Origin of the sequence: Elioraea sp. Yellowstone (genome assembly GCF_006704265.1) — a bacterium.
GTDB lineage: Bacteria > Pseudomonadota > Alphaproteobacteria > Acetobacterales > Acetobacteraceae > Elioraea.
In genome coordinates this window covers 1-14529 of record NZ_VIKA01000086.1, presented here as the reverse complement: position 1 = coordinate 14529, position 14529 = coordinate 1, and the positions used below count along the sequence as shown (strand labels likewise).

Below are 14529 nucleotides of genomic sequence, written 5' to 3'. Positions count from 1 at the left end.
GGTCACGCCGCACGAGGGGGAGTTCGCGCGGCTGTTCGGTGCGCCCGGGCCGGACCGGCTCGCCGCCGCGCGCGCGGCGGCGCGGCGGATCGGCGGGGCGGTGCTGCTGAAGGGCAGCGACACGATCATCGCCGCGCCCGACGGTCGCGCCGCGATCACCGCCGGTGCGCCGCCCTCGCTCGCGACCGCGGGCACCGGCGACGTGCTGGCCGGCATCGCCGCGGCACTCGTCGCGCAGGGCATGCCGGCCTGGGAGGCCGGTTGCGCCGCCGCCTGGGCGCATGCCGCCGCCGCGCGCCGCGCCGGGCCGCTGCTGATCGCCGAGGATCTCGCCGACCATCTGCCGGGGGTGCTCGCGGCGGTGTAGTCTGGATGCATGAACCGCGGAGGACCGACCGACACCGCTGCCGCCGAGCGCGGCCTGTTCGACCGCGCGCTGCGGCGTCTGCTCACGGCCTGGCGTGACGTCGCCGGGGGCGCGGGCGAGCCTGCCGACATCGCGGAGCAGATGCGCGCCTGCCTCGAGGCGAAGGGGGGCGAGGTCTCCGCGCGCGCGCGTTCGGCCCGGCTGGCGCAGGCCTATCTCGCGGCCGATGCCGAGGGACGGCTCGCATTCCTGCGCACCCTCGCCGGCTTCGACGCCGACCCCGCACTGCTGCAGGAGGCACTGCGGGCGGCGGCCGATGCGGTCGATCCGCCCGCGCGCGCCAGGGCGCTCGCCCGGCTGCGCCGCGTCCTCGAGGCGCCGCGCGTGCGGCTGCTGACCCAGTTCACTTCCATCCCCGAAGGGGTGAAGTTCCTGGTCGACATGCGCGCCGAGCTGATGCGCCACGCGCGCGGCGACCCGGCACTCGCGGCACTCGACGACGACTTCCGCAGCCTGCTCGCCGCCTGGTTCGACGTGGGCTTCCTGCGCCTGCGCCGGATCGACTGGGACAGCCCGGCCTCGCTCCTCGAGAAGCTGGTCGGCTACGAGGCGGTGCACGAGATCCGCTCCTGGCGCGACCTCAAGAACCGCGTCGATTCCGACCGCCGCTGCTACGCCTTCTTCCACCCGGCGATGGAGGGCGAGCCGCTGATCTTCGTCGAGGTCGCGCTGGTCAAGGGGCTCGCCGACAACGTCCATGCGCTGCTCGACGAGAAGGCGCCGGTGATGAACCCGGCCGAGGCCGATACCGCGATCTTCTACTCGATCAGCAACTGCCAGCGCGGGCTCTCGGGGATCAGCTTCGGCAACTTCCTGATCAAGCAGGTCGTGGACCGGCTCTCGGCCGAGTTCCGCAACCTCAAGACCTTCGCCACGCTCTCGCCGATCCCCGGCTTCCGGCGCTGGCTCGACGAGAAACTCGCCGCCGAGGACCGCCTGCTCACCGACGACGAGGCCGACCGGCTCGCCGAGGCGCTGGGCGCGGCGGAGGGGGAGGAGGAGAGGCACCCCCTCGCGCGTCTGCTCGCACGACGCGGCTGGCACCGCGACGCGGCCCTCGCCGAGGCGGCACGCCCCGTGCTTCTCAGGCTCTGCGCGCGCTACTTGCTGGCCGAGAGCGACGGGCGCGGCCGCGCGCGCGATCCGGTGGCGCATTTCCACCTGACCAACGGCGCGCGCGCCGAGCGGCTGAACTGGCTCGCCGACACCTCCGACAAGGGGCTGAAGGAGAGTGCGGGGCTGATGGTGAACTACCTGTACGACCGCGACGCGATCGAGGCGAACCACGAGGCCTATGTCGGCGAGGGCAAGCGCGCCGCCGCGACCGCGCTGAAGCGTCTCGCGCGCGGCTGGGTGTGAGCGTCCGAGGGGGGCCGACCATGGCGGACGGGCTCAGGAGCATCACCGAGGCGCCGGCGGATGCGCGCCGGGTCGCCGTGCTGGAGGCGCTCGAGAAGCGGATCCTGTGGCTCTCGTCGTGGATCATCCACCACGCCAACCACATCCGCCCCAATCTCGACGGGCTGAAGGTCGGCGGGCACCAAGCCTCCTGCGCCTCGGTCGCGACGCTGATGACGGCGCTCTATCTCGACGTGCTGCGGCCGGAGGATCGGGTGGCCGTGAAGCCGCATGCGGGGCCGGTGTTCCACGCGATCCACTACCTGCTCGGCCGGGTGTCGCGCGAGCGGCTCGAGAGGTTCCGCGCGATCGGCGGCATCCAGCCCTATCCCTCGCGCACCAGGGACGGCGACGACGTCGACTTCTCCACCGGCTCGGTCGGGCTCGGCGTCGCGATCACCAACTTCGCCGCGCTGATCCGCGACTACGTGCGGCTGAAGGGGTTCGCCCCCGAGGGCGCGCAGGCGGGGCGGATGGTGGCCGTGGTGGGCGATGCCGAGCTCGACGAGGGCAACATCTACGAGGCCCTGCTGGAGAGCTGGAAGCACGACGTGCAGGGCGTGTGGTGGATCATCGACTACAACCGCCAGTCGCTCGATTCGATCGTGCCGGACCGGCTGTTCCACCGCATCGAGGGCCTGTTCCGCGACATGCGCTGGAACGTGGTGACGCTGAAATACGGACGGAAGCTGGAGGCGGCCTTCGCGCGTCCGGGCGGGGGCGCGTTGCGTGCCTGGATCGACGACTGCCCGAACAGCACCTATGCCGCGCTCACCTTCCAGGGCGGCGCCGCCTGGCGCGAGGCGCTGCACGCCGATCTCGGCCGCGACCGCCGCCTGCGCGCGATCATCGATCCGCTGAGCGACGACGCGCTCGCCGCGCTCATGACCAATCTCGGCGGGCACGACATGGGGCTGGTGCTGGATACGCTGCGCGCGGCGGCGGGCTCCGACCAGCCGACCGCCTTCATCGCCTACACCATCAAGGGCATGGGTCTGCCCTTCGCCGGCCACAAGGACAACCACGCCGGGCTGATGACGAAGGAACAGATGGAGGCGTTCCGCGCCGCGAACGGCATCGAGCCGGGGCGGGAATGGGAGCCCTTCGCCGGCTTCGGCCCGCTCGAGGCCGAGGCGCGCGCGCTGCTGGCGTCCTGCCCCTATGCGCGCGGCGAGGGCCGCCGGCGCCTCTCCGCTCCGCCGGTCCCCGTGCCGGCCGCGCTGCCCCATCCGCGCCCGCCCGAGGGGCGGAAGATGTCCACCCAGGAAGGGTTCGGCCAGATCCTCTCCGAGATCGGCCGCGGCCAGGGCGAGCTCGCGCCGCTCGCCGCGCGCATCGTCACCATGAGCCCGGACGTGACCGTCTCGACCTCGCTCGGGCCCTGGGTGAATCGGCGCGGCGTGTTCAGCCGCAGCTTGCGCAACGACGTGTTCCGCGACCAGAAGGTCGCCTCGCCGCAGAAATGGGTGATGACGCCGGAGGGGCAGCACATCGAGCTCGGCATCGCGGAGCAGAACCTGTTCCTGCTGCTGGCCGCCGCCGGGCTCAGCCACGACCTGAACGGCGCGCGCCTGCTGCCGGTCGGCACGGTCTACGACACCTTCGTCGGGCGCGGCCTCGATGCGCTGATGTACGGCTGCTACCAGGACAGCCGGTTCATGCTCGTCTCCACCCCGTCGGGCATCTCGCTCGCCCCCGAGGGCGGGCAGCACCAGTCGGTCTATACGCCGCTGATCGGCATCGGCCAGGATCGGCTGGCCTTCTACGAGCCCGCCTTCGTCGACGAGCTCGCCGCGATCATGGCCTGGGGCTTCGCGCACATGCAGGCGCCGGAGGGCTCCTCGGTCTGGCTCCGGCTGTCGACGCGCGCGATCGCGCAGCCCGCCCGAACGCTGGACCGCGAGGCTGTCATCCGCGGCGGCTACTGGCTGGTGCCGCCCGCGCCGGGTGCGGCGCTGGCGCTGGCCTACCAGGGGCCGGTCGCGCCGGAGGCGCGCGCCGCGTTCGAGGCGGTGCGCGAGGACGTGCCGGGAGCGGGGCTGCTCGCGGTCACCAGCCCCGACCGGCTGCACGCGGAGTGGCTGCGCGCCGCGCGCGCGCGCCGCGCCGGCACGGCCGCGGAGGCCTGGATCGAGACGCTGCTGGCCCCGCTGGCACCCGATGCGGCGATCGTGACGGTGCTGGACGGCCACCCCGCGGCGCTCGCCTGGCTCGGCGCCGTGCACGGCCACCGCGTCGAGCCCCTCGGCGTCGACCGCTTCGGCCAGGCGGGGGACATTCCCTCGCTCTATCGCCTCTATGGGCTGGACGAGGAGACGATGCTGGACGCCGCCGCGGCCGGGCTGCTGCGGCGCCTGCGCGGCTGACGGCCGGCGCTCAGCCGGAAGAGGCGCCGGCGGGCAGGGACGAGGTGTTCACCGGCGGTGGCGGCGCCGAGCAGGGGCCGGCCAGGGCGGGAAGGCTCAGTGCGGCGAGCAGCGCCGCGACGGCCAGGACGCGCATGGGGACTTCTCCCTCGGACAATGCCGGTATCGTTGCCCGAGCGTAGCGTGGTCGGCAGGCCGACCGCAAGCGCATCGTCGCCGCGTCGGGGAACATCGGTCAGCGCCAGGGCCGTGGCAGGGCCCGCCCCGATACCGGGATCGGGCTCGCGCGGTAGGCGGCGAGGTCGCGCCCGGCGGAACCGGCGAGCACGCGCCCCGAGGAACCGAGGCTGATGATGCGCCCCGGCCCGCCCGGCACCGCCGGCGCGATCGGGGTGGCCATGGCAAGCCCGCCTGCGGCCGAGGTGCCGACCGGACGGGGAAGGCGGCTCTCCTCCGGCCAGGCGGCCACCACCTTGGCGCGATAGGCCTCGGCGAACTCCGGCGTATGCGAATGGTAGTGCGCCGCCGCCTGCAGCCAGTTGTTCGTCTTCTGCTTGAGCTCGACCAGGAACCGCGCGGCATAGTCCGCGTTCTTCGCCGGATCGAAGGCGTCCTCGAGAGTGGCGAAGGCGTGCGGGTGGTGCATCAGGTTGATCTGCATGCAGCCGACGTCGATCGAACGGACACCGCGCGCCTGCAACCGACGCACCTCGGCAATCGCTTCCGTCTTGGTGGGGAAGAACTGTCCCCTCCCCTCGGCATTGATGGTCCAGGGCCAGGGGCCGAAGGTGCCGGTCTCGGGGTCGCGCCGGCCGCTCTCGACCCGCCCGAGCGCCGCGAGCAGGGCGAACGGGATGCCGTAGGCGCGCTCCGCGGCGCGGATCGCTGGACGGCAGAGCTCGCCCGGCGCGGCGGTGCCCGGTGCTGGCGTGGCGGCGGCGGACGCGGCACCGACCAGGACGATCAGGACGAGGGCGAGGCGAAGGGGCATGCAGCGATTCCCGCGGACCTGCGGCCGGGCTTCGGCCGGCCGTGCTCGGCTCCGCCGACGCACATCACGTGCCAACAACCCCGACGGGCACGCCCAGTCCCACAATACGGGACTGTCATCGCCATGCGTGCATGGCGGAGCGGGGCTGCATCTGCTGCGGTGCAAAAAGGCCTTGCCGCCGCTCTGCGCCATCCCTAATTTGTGCACCGCAGCACCATGGCTCCGGCCATGCTGTCTGCCTTTCTTGGACGTTTCCTCCCTAAACTTGGCCGCCCCGCAAGGGCGGCCATTTTTTTCGCCCTCAGCCGGGGCGCGGCCGATCCGGCAGAGCGGTCGCGCCCGGGCCGAGGGCGCGCTGCATGAGCACCCCGTCGACCCAGCGGCCGAACTTGAACCCGACCGAGGGTAGCAGGCCCACCTGGGCGAAACCGAGCGCCCGATGGAGCCCGATCGAGGCGGCATTGCCCGAGTCGCCGATGACGGCGACGAGCTGGCGGAATCCCAGCGCCTCGCAGCGGGCGACGAGCGCGCCGAGCAGCGCCCGACCGACCCCGCGCCCGATCGCCTCGGGCGCAACATAGACCGAGTCCTCGGCCGTGTAGCGGTAGCCCGGCCGCGGCCGGTACGGACCGGCATAGGCGTAGCCGAGCACCATCCCCGCCGGGTCGACGGCCACCAGCCAGGGCATCCCCCCCTCCACCACCGCCGCCCGCCGGCGTGCCATCTCCTCGGCATCCGGCGGCACCTCCTCGAAGCTCGCCAGCCCGGTCAGCACGTGGTGGCGGTAGATCGCCGCGATCGCCCCGATGTCGGCCGCCGCGCTGTCGCGCACGATCGGCGACGATCCGGCGGCCTCGCGCGTCCTCACGGACGGAGCGCGGTCCAGTCGGCGGCGGCGAGCGCCTCGATCAGCCGCGCGAGCTCGTCCTGCAGCCGCGTGAAGCCCGCGGCGCGCTCGATCCGCGCCTCGTCCATGTACAGCCCGCGGGCCAGCTCGATCTGCAGCGCATGCACGCCCTCGCGCGGACGGCCGTAATGGCGCGTCACGTAGCCGCCCGCATAGGGCTCGTTGCGCCGCACCACGAGCCCGATGCGCGCCAGCCCCTCCTCGACCCGGCGGGTCGCCAGCGCGGCGCAGGAGGTCCCGTGCGCGTCGCCCAGCACCACGTCCGCCGGCCGCATCCGGCCGAGCACCGGCGTCTGCGCCGGCATGGAGTGGCAGTCGATCAGCAGGCAGCAGCCGAACCGCCGCACCGTGTCGGCGATCAGCGCCGCGAGCGCGGCGTGGTAGGGGCGCCAGCACGCGGCGATGCGCGCCTCGGCCTCGGCGAAGGAGAGCTTGCGCCGGTAGATCGGCTCGCCGGTGGCGACCACGCGCGCGATCGTGCCGAGACCCGCGCCGACGCGCGGGCTCGCCGCATTGACGAAGTCGGGCAGCGGCGCGTCGAACATCGCCGGGTCGAGTTCCCACGGCTCGCGGTTGACGTCGCACCAGGCGCGCGGGAACCGGGCGTGGATCAACGGGCAGCCGGCGCGCGGGGCGGCGGCGAACAGCTCCTCGACGAAGCTGTCCTCGCTGCGCCGGAGCGTCAGCGCATCGAGCCGCGACTCGGCCAGGAACTCGGCGGGGTAGTCGCGCCCGGAATGGGGCGAGGCGAACACCAGCGGAGCGGTCTGGTGCGCCGGCAGCAGCACCGTGTAGGGCTCGGCGGGCGCCGCGGCGACCGGCGCGAGAGGTGCTGCGGAGAGCGGCAGGTCCATCGGCAGGGGATGAAAGCATCCCCGCGCAGAGGTGTCACGCGAGCCGGCGCGCCGGCCAGGCGGACGGCCTCACCGCCGGCCGCTGCGCCTCAGCCGCCGCCACGTCCGGCCGCCTCGCGCGCCGCCGTCGCCAGCGCGTCCGCGCGCTCGTTCATCGGGTCGCCGGCATGGCCGCGCACCCAGCGCCACTCCACCTCGTGCCGCTCGGCCGCGGCAAGCAGGCGCCGCCACAGGTCCTGGTTCGCCACCGGCTCACGCGCCGCATTGCGCCAGTTGTTGCGCACCCAGCCCTTGATCCAGCGGGTGACACCATTGCGCACGTATTCGCTGTCGGTGTGGATGACCAGCCGCGCCGGGCGCTTGGGCGCCTCCAGCGCGGCGATCGCGGCGGTGAGCTCCATGCGGTTGTTGGTGGTCTCCGCCTCGGCGCCGGAAAGCTCCTTCACGTGACCGTTCCAGCGCAGCACCACCCCCCAGCCGCCGGGACCCGGATTGGGCCGGCACCCGCCATCCGTCCACGCCTCGATCAGGGGGCGCGTCGCGGCGGCGTCCGGTCCGGCGTGAGCGGGCGGTCGTTTCATGTCGCTGCGCCGGTCCAGGCCTCGATCACGGGGTGTCACCGGCCATAGTCGGCGACCCCGCGCACCGCGCGGTGGAAGCGCAGCTTGCGCAGATACTCGAGCGGGTCCTTGGGCGTGACGAGGGCGCCCGGAGGGTGATGCAGCCAGTCGTGCAGACGCGTCAGCAGGAAGCGGAGGGCGGCCCCCGCGCAGAGCACCGGCAGCGCCTCGGCCTCCGCCGCCGAGAGCGGACGCCTCGCCTCGTAGGCGCCGATCATCAGCCGCCCCTTGGTGACGTTGAACGAGCCGTCCGCCTCGAAGCACCAGGCGTTGAGGCAGACCGCGAGATCGTAGGCGTAGAGATCCGTGCAGGCGAAGTAGAAGTCGATCAGCCCCGAGACGCGCTCGCCGAGGAAGAACACGTTGTCGGGGAAGAGATCGGCGTGGATGTGCCCCGCGGGCAGGCCGGAAGGCCAGGCGGCGAGGATCGCGCCGAGCGCCGTCTCGAGTTCGGCCGCGAGCCCCTCGCGCACGGTGTCGGCGCCCGCGCGGCAGCGCGCGAGCAGGGGCGGCCAGCCCTCGGGGCCGAGCGCATTCGCGCGCCTCGGCGCGAAGCCCTCGCCCGCCGCGTGCAGACGGGCCAGCGCATCGCCCACGCCGGCGCAGTGCTCGTTGCGGATGCGCCGCGGCCACACGCCCGGCAGGAAGGTGACGATCGCCGCGGGCCTGCCGCAGAGCTCGCGCGCCAGCGCCCCGTCGCGGCAGGCGACGGGCAGCGGGCAGGTCACGCCGTGCTGCGCCAGGTGCTGCATCAGGCCGAGGAAGTAGGGCAGGTCACCGGGATCGACGCGCTTCTCGTAGAGCGTGAGGATCCAGGGGCCGCGCTCGGTCACCAGCAGGAAGTTGGAGTTCTCCACGCCCTCGGCGATGCCCTTGAACGAGACCAGCCCGCCGATGTCGTAGTGCGCGAGGAAGGCGGCCAGCGCCTCGTCCGAGACCTCGGTGTAGACGGCCATGCCGCTGGGTCAGACCGCGAGTGCGGAGGGGAGGCGGAAGATCACCGACTCCTCCGCCACCCGCACCTCCTCGACATGGACGGTGTAGTGCTGGCGCAGCAGCTCGATCACCTCCTCGACCAGCGCCTCGGGCGCCGAGGCGCCGGCGGTCAGCGCCAGCGTCTCCACCCCCGCGAGCGGCACGCGGGCGAGGTCGCGCGCGCGCTGCACCAGCACCGCGCGCGGGCAGCCGGCCTTGCGCGCGACCTCCACCAGGCGCTGCGAGTTGGACGAGTTGGGCGCGCCGATCACGACGGTGAGGTCGGCGCGCGGCGCGATCGCCTTCACCGCCGCCTGGCGGTTGGTGGTCGCGTAGCAGATGTCCTCCCGCCGCGGCCCCTCGATCGCGGGGAAGCGCTCGCGCAGCACGGCGATGATCTCGGCGGTGTCGTCCACCGACAGCGTGGTCTGGGTGATGTAGGCGAGGCCCGCGGACGTCGGCGGCTGGACGCGCCGCGCCTGCTCCACATCCTCGACCAGCGTCACCGCACCCTCCGGGAGCTGGCCCATCGTGCCGATCACCTCCGGGTGCCCGGCATGGCCGATCAGCAGCAGGTGGCGGTCCCTGGCGAAGTGCTTCTCGGCCTCGCGATGTACCTTGGTGACCAGCGGGCAGGTGGCGTCGAGCTGGATCAGGCCGCGCGCCTCGGCCTCCGCCGGGACGGATTTGGGCACCCCGTGCGCGCTGAACACCACCGGCACGCCGGCCTTGACGTGCTCGGGCGGCACCTCGTCGAGCTCGTCGACGAACACCGCGCCCTTGGCCTCCAGGCTCTCGACCACGACGCGGTTGTGCACGATCTCGTGGCGCACATAGACCGGCGGGCCGAACCGCTTCAACGCCTCCTCGACGATGCGGATGGCGCGATCGACCCCGGCGCAGAACCCGCGCGGGCCCGCCAGCAGGATCGTCAGTCGCGGTCTCGTCTCGGTCATCGCACTCGCGCCGGTTGCGGCCACCCGACCGCGTCCCCATAGTGCCCGGCGGGCGCGCCGCTTCAAGGGTCGATGGCGGGGCCGAGGAGAACGTGATGACGCAAGCCGTGCGCGAGGGCCTGCCGAAGATGGCCCAGGCCGCGCCCTTCGCGGTCGAGGTGAAGGCGGGCGAGAAGTACTGGTGGTGCGCCTGCGGGCTGTCGGGCAAGCAGCCCTTCTGCGACGGCGCGCACAAGGGCACCGGGTTCAAGCCCGTGACCTGGAAGGCCGACAGGGACGAGACGGTCTGGTTCTGCGGCTGCAAGCGGACGGGCGGGCCACCCTTCTGCGACGGCACACACGACCGCGTCGCGGGCGGGGCCGGCTGATGCGCCCGCTTGCCCTGGCGCTGCTGCCGCTGGCGCTGGCCGCCTGCGGCGAATCCGGCCTGCGCGGCGGCGGCACCGGAGCCGCGCCGGTGGTCCAGACGGCGCGGCCGGACTGTCCGGCCGCGGTCGCGCTCGCCGATGCGGCGGATCTGCGCCGCTACCGCGCCCCCGACAGCCAGGACCTGACCGACCTGATCGTCAACGCGCGCATCACCGGCCTGGCCGGACGCTGCGCGTTCGCCGATCGCCGCCGCAGCGTGGAGGTGACGCTGACGCTGGCGATGGAGGCGATGCGTGGGCCGGCGGCGCGCGAGCGCAGCATCAGCATCCCCTATTTCGTCGCGGTGACCGATCCGCAGGACCGGATCCTCGACAAGGCCGTCTACACCGTTGCCGCCGAGTTCCCGGCGAACCGGTCGCGGCTGAGGCTCAGCGGCGAGGAGGTGACCCTCACCCTGCCGGTCTCGGCCGAGCGGCCGGCCTCCGCCTACACCGTGATCGTCGGCTTCCAGCTCACCGAGGCCGAGCTCGCCCTGAACCGGCGCCTCGCCGCGCGCTGAGGGCACGCCGTTCGGCCGGCGGCACGCCGTGTCTCAGACGGTGAACTGCTCGGCGATGATCCGCTCGCTGAGCGAGTGGTCGGGGTCGAACAGCATCGTCAGGGACACGCCGCGGTCCTCGCGCACGGTGACGCGCAGCACGTCGCGCACCTCGGTGTAGTCGGCGACCGCGGCGACCGGACGCTTCGCCGCCTCCAGCACCTCGAACACCACCTCCGAGCTCGCGGGCAGGAGCGCGCCGCGCCAGCGCCGCGGCCGGAAGGCGCTGATCGGCGTGAGCGGCAGGAGGTTCGCGCCCAGGGGCACGATCGGCCCGTGCGCCGAGAGGTTGTAGGCGGTCGATCCGGCCGGGGTCGAGATCAGCACGCCGTCGCAGATCAGCTCGGGCAGGCGGACCTTGCCGTCCACCAGGATGCGGATCTTCGCCGCCTGGCGCTGCTCGCGCAGGAGCGAGACCTCGTTGATCGCGAGCGCCTCGGCGACGCCGTCGATGACGGTCTCGGCGCGCATGCGCAACGGGTGCAGCACGGCCGCCTGGGCGCGCGCGATCCGCGCCGGCAGGTCGTCCTCGCGGAAGTCGTTCATCAGGAAGCCGACCGAGCCGCAGTTCATGCCGTAGATCGGCCGGTTCTTGCCGAGGAAACGGTGCTGGGTCTCGAGCATGAACCCGTCGCCGCCGAGGGCGACGATCGCCTCCGCCGTCTCCGGATCGGCCTCGCCGTAGCGGGCGACGAGCCGGGCGCGCGCCGTCCGCGCCGCCTCCGTCTCGGCGGCGAGGAAGGCGAGCCGCGGCGGGCTCACGCCAGCACGCGGTGGTCCAGCACCGGCATGTCGCGGCGCACGCGCTCGGTCAGCGCATGGTCGATCCGCGCGGTGGCGAAGCCCTCGCCGTCCGACACCTTGGCGACCACGTGGCCCCAGGGATCGATCACCAGCGAATGGCCGTAGGTGAAGCGGGGCTGGCCCTTCTCCTCGTGGCGGCCCCAGGTCGCGGCGGCGAGGATCCAGCACTGGGTCTCGATCGCGCGCGCGCGGAGCAGCGTCTCCCAGTGATCCTTGCCGGTCTGCAGGGTGAAGGCGGCCGGCACGACGATCACGGTCGCGCCCTTCTGGCGCAGCTTCAGGTAGAGCTCGGGGAAGCGCACGTCGTAGCAGATCGTGCAGCCGACCGTGGAGCCGTTCGCGCGGTAGGTGACGACCTCCTCGCCGCGGCCGAAGGTGGCGCTCTCGCGGTAGCCGGTGCCGTCGGGGGCGACGATGTCGAACAGGTGGATCTTGCGGTAGCGCGCGAGCTCGGCCCCGTCGGGGCCGAACACGACCGTGGTGTTGTAGAGCTTCTCGCCCGCGTCCTCGGCCATCGAGCCGCCATGCACGACGATGCGGTGCCTCACGGCGAGGTCGCGCAGGAAGGCGTAGGCGGGGCCGGGCTCGTTCGATCCGCCCGTGCCGGGCAGGCGCTCGGCGGCGGCCCGCTTGGCCGCGGCATCGCCGCCGAGGCAGGTCCACATCTCGGGGAGCGCGATGAAGTCGGGCCGGTCGGCCGCGATCGCCGCCTCGGCCAGCCGTTCCGCGGCGGCGATGTTCTTGGCCTTGTCGTGGCCGGGATTCATCTGGATCACGCTCGCGCGCATGGCGACGGCTCCTTGCGGTGCGGGGACGGTCCGGGCGCGGCGGCTCAGCCGCCGGTGAGGCTCATGTGGCGCGCGACCGCGGGGCGGTTGCGGCGGCGGTCGATGACGAAGTCATGGCCCTTCGGCTTGCGCGCGATCGCCTCCAGGATCGCCGCCTCCAGCGCCGCGTCGTCGTCGCTGGCGCGCAGCGGCGCGCGCAGATCGGCCGCGTCGTCCTGGCCGAGGCACATGTAGAGCGTGCCGGTGCAGGTCAGCCGCACGCGGTTGCAGCTCTCGCAGAAATTGTGGGTCATCGGCGTGATGAAGCCGATGCGCCGCCCGGTCTCGCGCACCACCACGTAGCGCGCCGGACCGCCGGTGGCGTAGTCGGTCTCCTCCAGCGTCCAGGACCGCGCGAGACGCGCGCGCACGATCGAGAGCGGCAGGTACTGGTCGGTGCGGTCGCCGCCGATGTCGCCCATCGGCATGGTCTCGATCAGGCAGAGGTCGAAGCCGTGCTCGCCGCACCAGGCGACCATGCGGTCGAGTTCGTCCTCGTTCACCCCCTTGAGCGCGACCGCGTTGATCTTGATCGCAAGCCCCGCGGCGCGCGCGGCGAAGATCCCGTCCAGCGTCTTCTCGATCCTGCCCCAGCGGGTGATCGCGGTGAACTTGGCCGGGTCGAGCGTGTCGAGGCTGACATTGATCCGGCGCACGCCGGCGGCGGCGAGGTCGTCGGCGAAACGGGCGAGCTGGCTGCCGTTGGTGGTGACGGTGAGCTCGTCGAGCCCCCGGCCGATGCGCGCGCCGAGGGCGCGGACCAGCCGCATCACGTCGCGCCGCACCAGCGGCTCGCCGCCGGTCAGCCGGATCTTGCGCACGCCGAGGCGGATGAAGGCGGCCGAGACGCGCTCCAGCTCCTCGAGCGTGAGGAGCTCCGCCTTCGGCAGGAAGGTCATCTCCTCCGCCATGCAGTAGACGCAGCGAAGGTCGCAGCGGTCGGTGACCGAGACGCGGAGATAGGTGATCTCCCGCCCGAACGGATCGCGCATCGCCTGGCCCGCTTGTGTCACTGGCACTGCCGCAAGATAGGGTCGCGCCCGCGCGCTGTCCAACCACCCCTGTCCGCACCGGTAATACCCTGCCAGGAAATTGCCGCTATTGTTCTGGAGTGACGGCCGACGGGCCGCATGGGCGGGGCGTTCGGGCACGTGACAGCGAGGGACGATCCCATGGCCTTGGCCGCCAGCATCCCCCCCTGCACCGGACCGGCGCAGAACGCCGGGGCCGCTCCCGTGCCGCGGTGCGGCGTCCGGGCATGACCGGCTGCGCCGTCCTGGCCGAGCTGGTCTGCGCGCGGCTGACCCACGACCTGAGCGGCCCGCTCGCGACAATCGGCGCCGCGGTCGAGATCCTCGGCCTCGACGACCCCGCGGCGCGCCAGGAGGCGCTCGGTCTGGCCGGCGAGGCGGCGGGGCAGCTCGCGCGGCGGCTGAAGTACCTCCGCGCCGCCTGGGGGGCGGGCCAGCAGGCACTCTCGGTGGCGGCGATCGCCGCGATGGCGGAGGGCGTTCTCGCCGCCGGCCGCGCCAGCCTCGACATCAGCCGTGTCGCCGCCCCCGACCAGCCGCTCGGTCCGCTTGGCCGGGTGCTGATGAACGCCCTGCTGGTGGCGGGCGAGGCCCTGCCGCGCGGCGGTACGATCGTATGCGCAGGGGACCCGGCGGCGCAGCTCGTGATCCAGCCGGCCGGCGAGGGCGCGGCCTGGCCGGCGGGGCTCGCCGCCCTGATCGCCGGCGAGGACCCGCTCGCGATCGCCTCCGCCGGCGGGCCGCGCGGGGTGGCCGCGCCGATGATGATGGTGCTCGCGCGCCGCGAGGGCGTCACCGTTTCGCTGCTGATGGGTGGTGCGCTGCCGCTGCTGAGCCTGGCACCGCCCCGGTCCGCCGAGTGAGCGCGCCACGCTTTACGATTTCTTGGTCGGCCCCGTCGCATGGTCCGTCCCCGGAACGCGCGGAGCGGGGTGATGGACGATCTTCTGGCCGATTTCCTGACCGAGACGAACGAGAGCCTGGCGGAACTCGACACCGCGCTGATCCGGCTGGAGCAGGCGCCGGACGACCAGGCCACGCTGTCGCAGATCTTCCGCCTGGTGCACACGATCAAGGGCACCTGCGGCTTCCTCGGCCTGCCGCGGCTCGAGAAGGTCGCACACGCGGCCGAGAACGTGCTGGGCCGGTTCCGCGACGGCACGCTGGCGCCGACCCCGGCAGCGATCACGGTGATCCTGCAGGCGATCGACCGCATCAAGCTGATCGTCGCCGGGCTGGAGGCGACCGAGGCCGAGCCTCAGGGCGACGATGCCGCCCTGATCGGTGCGCTGAACGCGCTGATGGAGGAGGCCAGCGCGGCGCCTGCGCCTTCCGCCGTGCCGGGCGAGGTCGAGCCCGCGGCCGAGGCCGGGGAGCCCGCGGCCGCACCGGCCGCGGCCGAGGCC

The 14529-nt window shown here is 73.3% G+C and carries 17 protein-coding genes; 7 read left to right on the top strand and 10 right to left on the bottom strand.

Annotated features, from left to right (window positions below):
• From FK498_RS12430 to FK498_RS12420, 3 genes are all read left to right on the top strand, one after another.
• On the top strand, positions 1-367 hold a 367-nt coding region (locus tag FK498_RS12430), incomplete at its 5' end, for an NAD(P)H-hydrate dehydratase (RefSeq protein ID WP_304598716.1).
• A gap of 9 nt (positions 368-376) precedes the next feature.
• Complete coding sequence (locus tag FK498_RS12425) at positions 377-1786, top strand: malonyl-CoA decarboxylase (protein WP_141855013.1); 1410 nt, start codon at positions 377-379, stop codon at positions 1784-1786.
• A 20-nt stretch (positions 1787-1806) separates the two neighbouring features.
• On the top strand, positions 1807-4191 hold the full coding sequence (locus tag FK498_RS12420; protein WP_141855011.1) for a 1-deoxy-D-xylulose-5-phosphate synthase N-terminal domain-containing protein: 2385 nt from the start codon (positions 1807-1809) through the stop codon (positions 4189-4191).
• A 10-nt stretch (positions 4192-4201) separates the two neighbouring features.
• On the opposite strand, the gene FK498_RS20115 is transcribed toward FK498_RS12420, so the two are convergent.
• From FK498_RS20115 to ispH, 7 genes are all read right to left on the bottom strand, one after another.
• Complete coding sequence (locus tag FK498_RS20115) at positions 4202-4327, bottom strand: hypothetical protein (RefSeq protein ID WP_255581486.1); 126 nt, start codon at positions 4325-4327, stop codon at positions 4202-4204.
• Between the two features lie 99 nt (positions 4328-4426).
• On the bottom strand, positions 4427-5182 hold the full coding sequence (locus FK498_RS12415) for a lytic transglycosylase domain-containing protein (protein ID WP_161988401.1): 756 nt from the start codon (positions 5180-5182) through the stop codon (positions 4427-4429).
• Positions 5183-5483: 301 nt separating this feature from the next.
• Positions 5484-6050: a GNAT family N-acetyltransferase gene (locus FK498_RS12410; protein WP_237560929.1), complete on the bottom strand. Its 567-nt coding sequence runs from the start codon at positions 6048-6050 to the stop codon at positions 5484-5486.
• Complete coding sequence (locus FK498_RS12405) at positions 6047-6943, bottom strand: N-formylglutamate amidohydrolase (protein ID WP_141855007.1); 897 nt, start codon at positions 6941-6943, stop codon at positions 6047-6049. The genes FK498_RS12410 and FK498_RS12405 overlap by 4 nt, the downstream gene beginning before the upstream one ends.
• An 89-nt stretch (positions 6944-7032) precedes the next feature.
• Positions 7033-7524: a ribonuclease HI gene (rnhA, locus tag FK498_RS12400; RefSeq protein WP_141855004.1), complete on the bottom strand. Its 492-nt coding sequence runs from the start codon at positions 7522-7524 to the stop codon at positions 7033-7035.
• Between the two features lie 35 nt (positions 7525-7559).
• Positions 7560-8519, bottom strand: coding sequence for a homoserine kinase (locus FK498_RS12395; RefSeq protein ID WP_141855002.1), 960 nt, complete (start codon positions 8517-8519; stop codon positions 7560-7562).
• A gap of 9 nt (positions 8520-8528) precedes the next feature.
• A complete protein-coding gene (gene ispH / locus FK498_RS12390; protein ID WP_141855000.1) occupies positions 8529-9494 on the bottom strand; it encodes a 4-hydroxy-3-methylbut-2-enyl diphosphate reductase in 966 nt (321 codons plus the stop codon).
• A gap of 95 nt (positions 9495-9589) precedes the next feature.
• Here ispH and FK498_RS12385 point away from each other — a divergent pair, with 95 nt between their 5' ends.
• Both FK498_RS12385 and FK498_RS12380 read left to right on the top strand, forming a co-directional pair.
• The gene (locus tag FK498_RS12385) at positions 9590-9862 is read left to right on the top strand and encodes a CDGSH iron-sulfur domain-containing protein (protein WP_141854998.1); all 273 of its coding nucleotides are present in this window, start codon (positions 9590-9592) and stop codon (positions 9860-9862) included.
• Complete coding sequence (locus FK498_RS12380) at positions 9862-10422, top strand: hypothetical protein (protein WP_141854996.1); 561 nt, start codon at positions 9862-9864, stop codon at positions 10420-10422. Before FK498_RS12385 ends, FK498_RS12380 begins: the two co-directional genes overlap by 1 nt.
• 33 nt (positions 10423-10455) lie before the next feature.
• Here the strand turns inward: FK498_RS12380 and FK498_RS12375 are convergent, their stop codons facing one another.
• The 3 genes from FK498_RS12375 to moaA are packed head-to-tail and all read right to left on the bottom strand — an operon-like array spanning position 10456 to position 13084.
• On the bottom strand, positions 10456-11223 hold the full coding sequence (locus FK498_RS12375) for an NAD kinase (protein ID WP_141854994.1): 768 nt from the start codon (positions 11221-11223) through the stop codon (positions 10456-10458).
• A complete protein-coding gene (locus FK498_RS12370) occupies positions 11220-12053 on the bottom strand; it encodes a carbon-nitrogen hydrolase family protein (protein ID WP_141854992.1) in 834 nt (277 codons plus the stop codon). Before FK498_RS12370 ends, FK498_RS12375 begins: the two co-directional genes overlap by 4 nt.
• A gap of 44 nt (positions 12054-12097) precedes the next feature.
• Positions 12098-13084: a GTP 3',8-cyclase MoaA gene (gene moaA, locus FK498_RS12365; RefSeq protein ID WP_202614837.1), complete on the bottom strand. Its 987-nt coding sequence runs from the start codon at positions 13082-13084 to the stop codon at positions 12098-12100.
• 266 nt (positions 13085-13350) lie between these two features.
• Here moaA and FK498_RS12360 point away from each other — a divergent pair, with 266 nt between their 5' ends.
• A complete protein-coding gene (locus FK498_RS12360) occupies positions 13351-13986 on the top strand; it encodes a histidine phosphotransferase family protein (RefSeq protein ID WP_141854988.1) in 636 nt (211 codons plus the stop codon).
• A gap of 72 nt (positions 13987-14058) precedes the next feature.
• The coding region (locus FK498_RS12355) for an Hpt domain-containing protein (protein WP_237560928.1) at positions 14059-14529 on the top strand (471 nt) is incomplete at its 3' end.

Bases quoted from the DNA above. Each gene is read 5' to 3' on its own strand.
- FK498_RS12415 (WP_161988401.1), bottom strand. From the start codon at position 5,182: ATGCCCCTTCGCCTCGCCCTCGTCCTGATCGTCCTGGTCGGTGCCGCG.
- FK498_RS20115 (WP_255581486.1), bottom strand. From the start codon at position 4,327: ATGCGCGTCCTGGCCGTCGCGGCGCTGCTCGCCGCACTGAGCCTTCCC.
- FK498_RS12360 (WP_141854988.1), top strand. From the start codon at position 13,351: ATGACCGGCTGCGCCGTCCTGGCCGAGCTGGTCTGCGCGCGGCTGACC.
- FK498_RS12420 (WP_141855011.1), top strand. From the start codon at position 1,807: ATGGCGGACGGGCTCAGGAGCATCACCGAGGCGCCGGCGGATGCGCGC.
- FK498_RS12385 (WP_141854998.1), top strand. From the start codon at position 9,590: ATGACGCAAGCCGTGCGCGAGGGCCTGCCGAAGATGGCCCAGGCCGCG.
- FK498_RS12380 (WP_141854996.1), top strand. From the start codon at position 9,862: ATGCGCCCGCTTGCCCTGGCGCTGCTGCCGCTGGCGCTGGCCGCCTGC.
- moaA (WP_202614837.1), bottom strand. From the start codon at position 13,084: ATGCGCGATCCGTTCGGGCGGGAGATCACCTATCTCCGCGTCTCGGTC.
- ispH (WP_141855000.1), bottom strand. From the start codon at position 9,494: ATGACCGAGACGAGACCGCGACTGACGATCCTGCTGGCGGGCCCGCGC.
- rnhA (WP_141855004.1), bottom strand. From the start codon at position 7,524: ATGAAACGACCGCCCGCTCACGCCGGACCGGACGCCGCCGCGACGCGC.
- FK498_RS12370 (WP_141854992.1), bottom strand. From the start codon at position 12,053: ATGCGCGCGAGCGTGATCCAGATGAATCCCGGCCACGACAAGGCCAAG.
- FK498_RS12405 (WP_141855007.1), bottom strand. From the start codon at position 6,943: ATGGACCTGCCGCTCTCCGCAGCACCTCTCGCGCCGGTCGCCGCGGCG.
- FK498_RS12425 (WP_141855013.1), top strand. From the start codon at position 377: ATGAACCGCGGAGGACCGACCGACACCGCTGCCGCCGAGCGCGGCCTG.
- FK498_RS12395 (WP_141855002.1), bottom strand. From the start codon at position 8,519: ATGGCCGTCTACACCGAGGTCTCGGACGAGGCGCTGGCCGCCTTCCTC.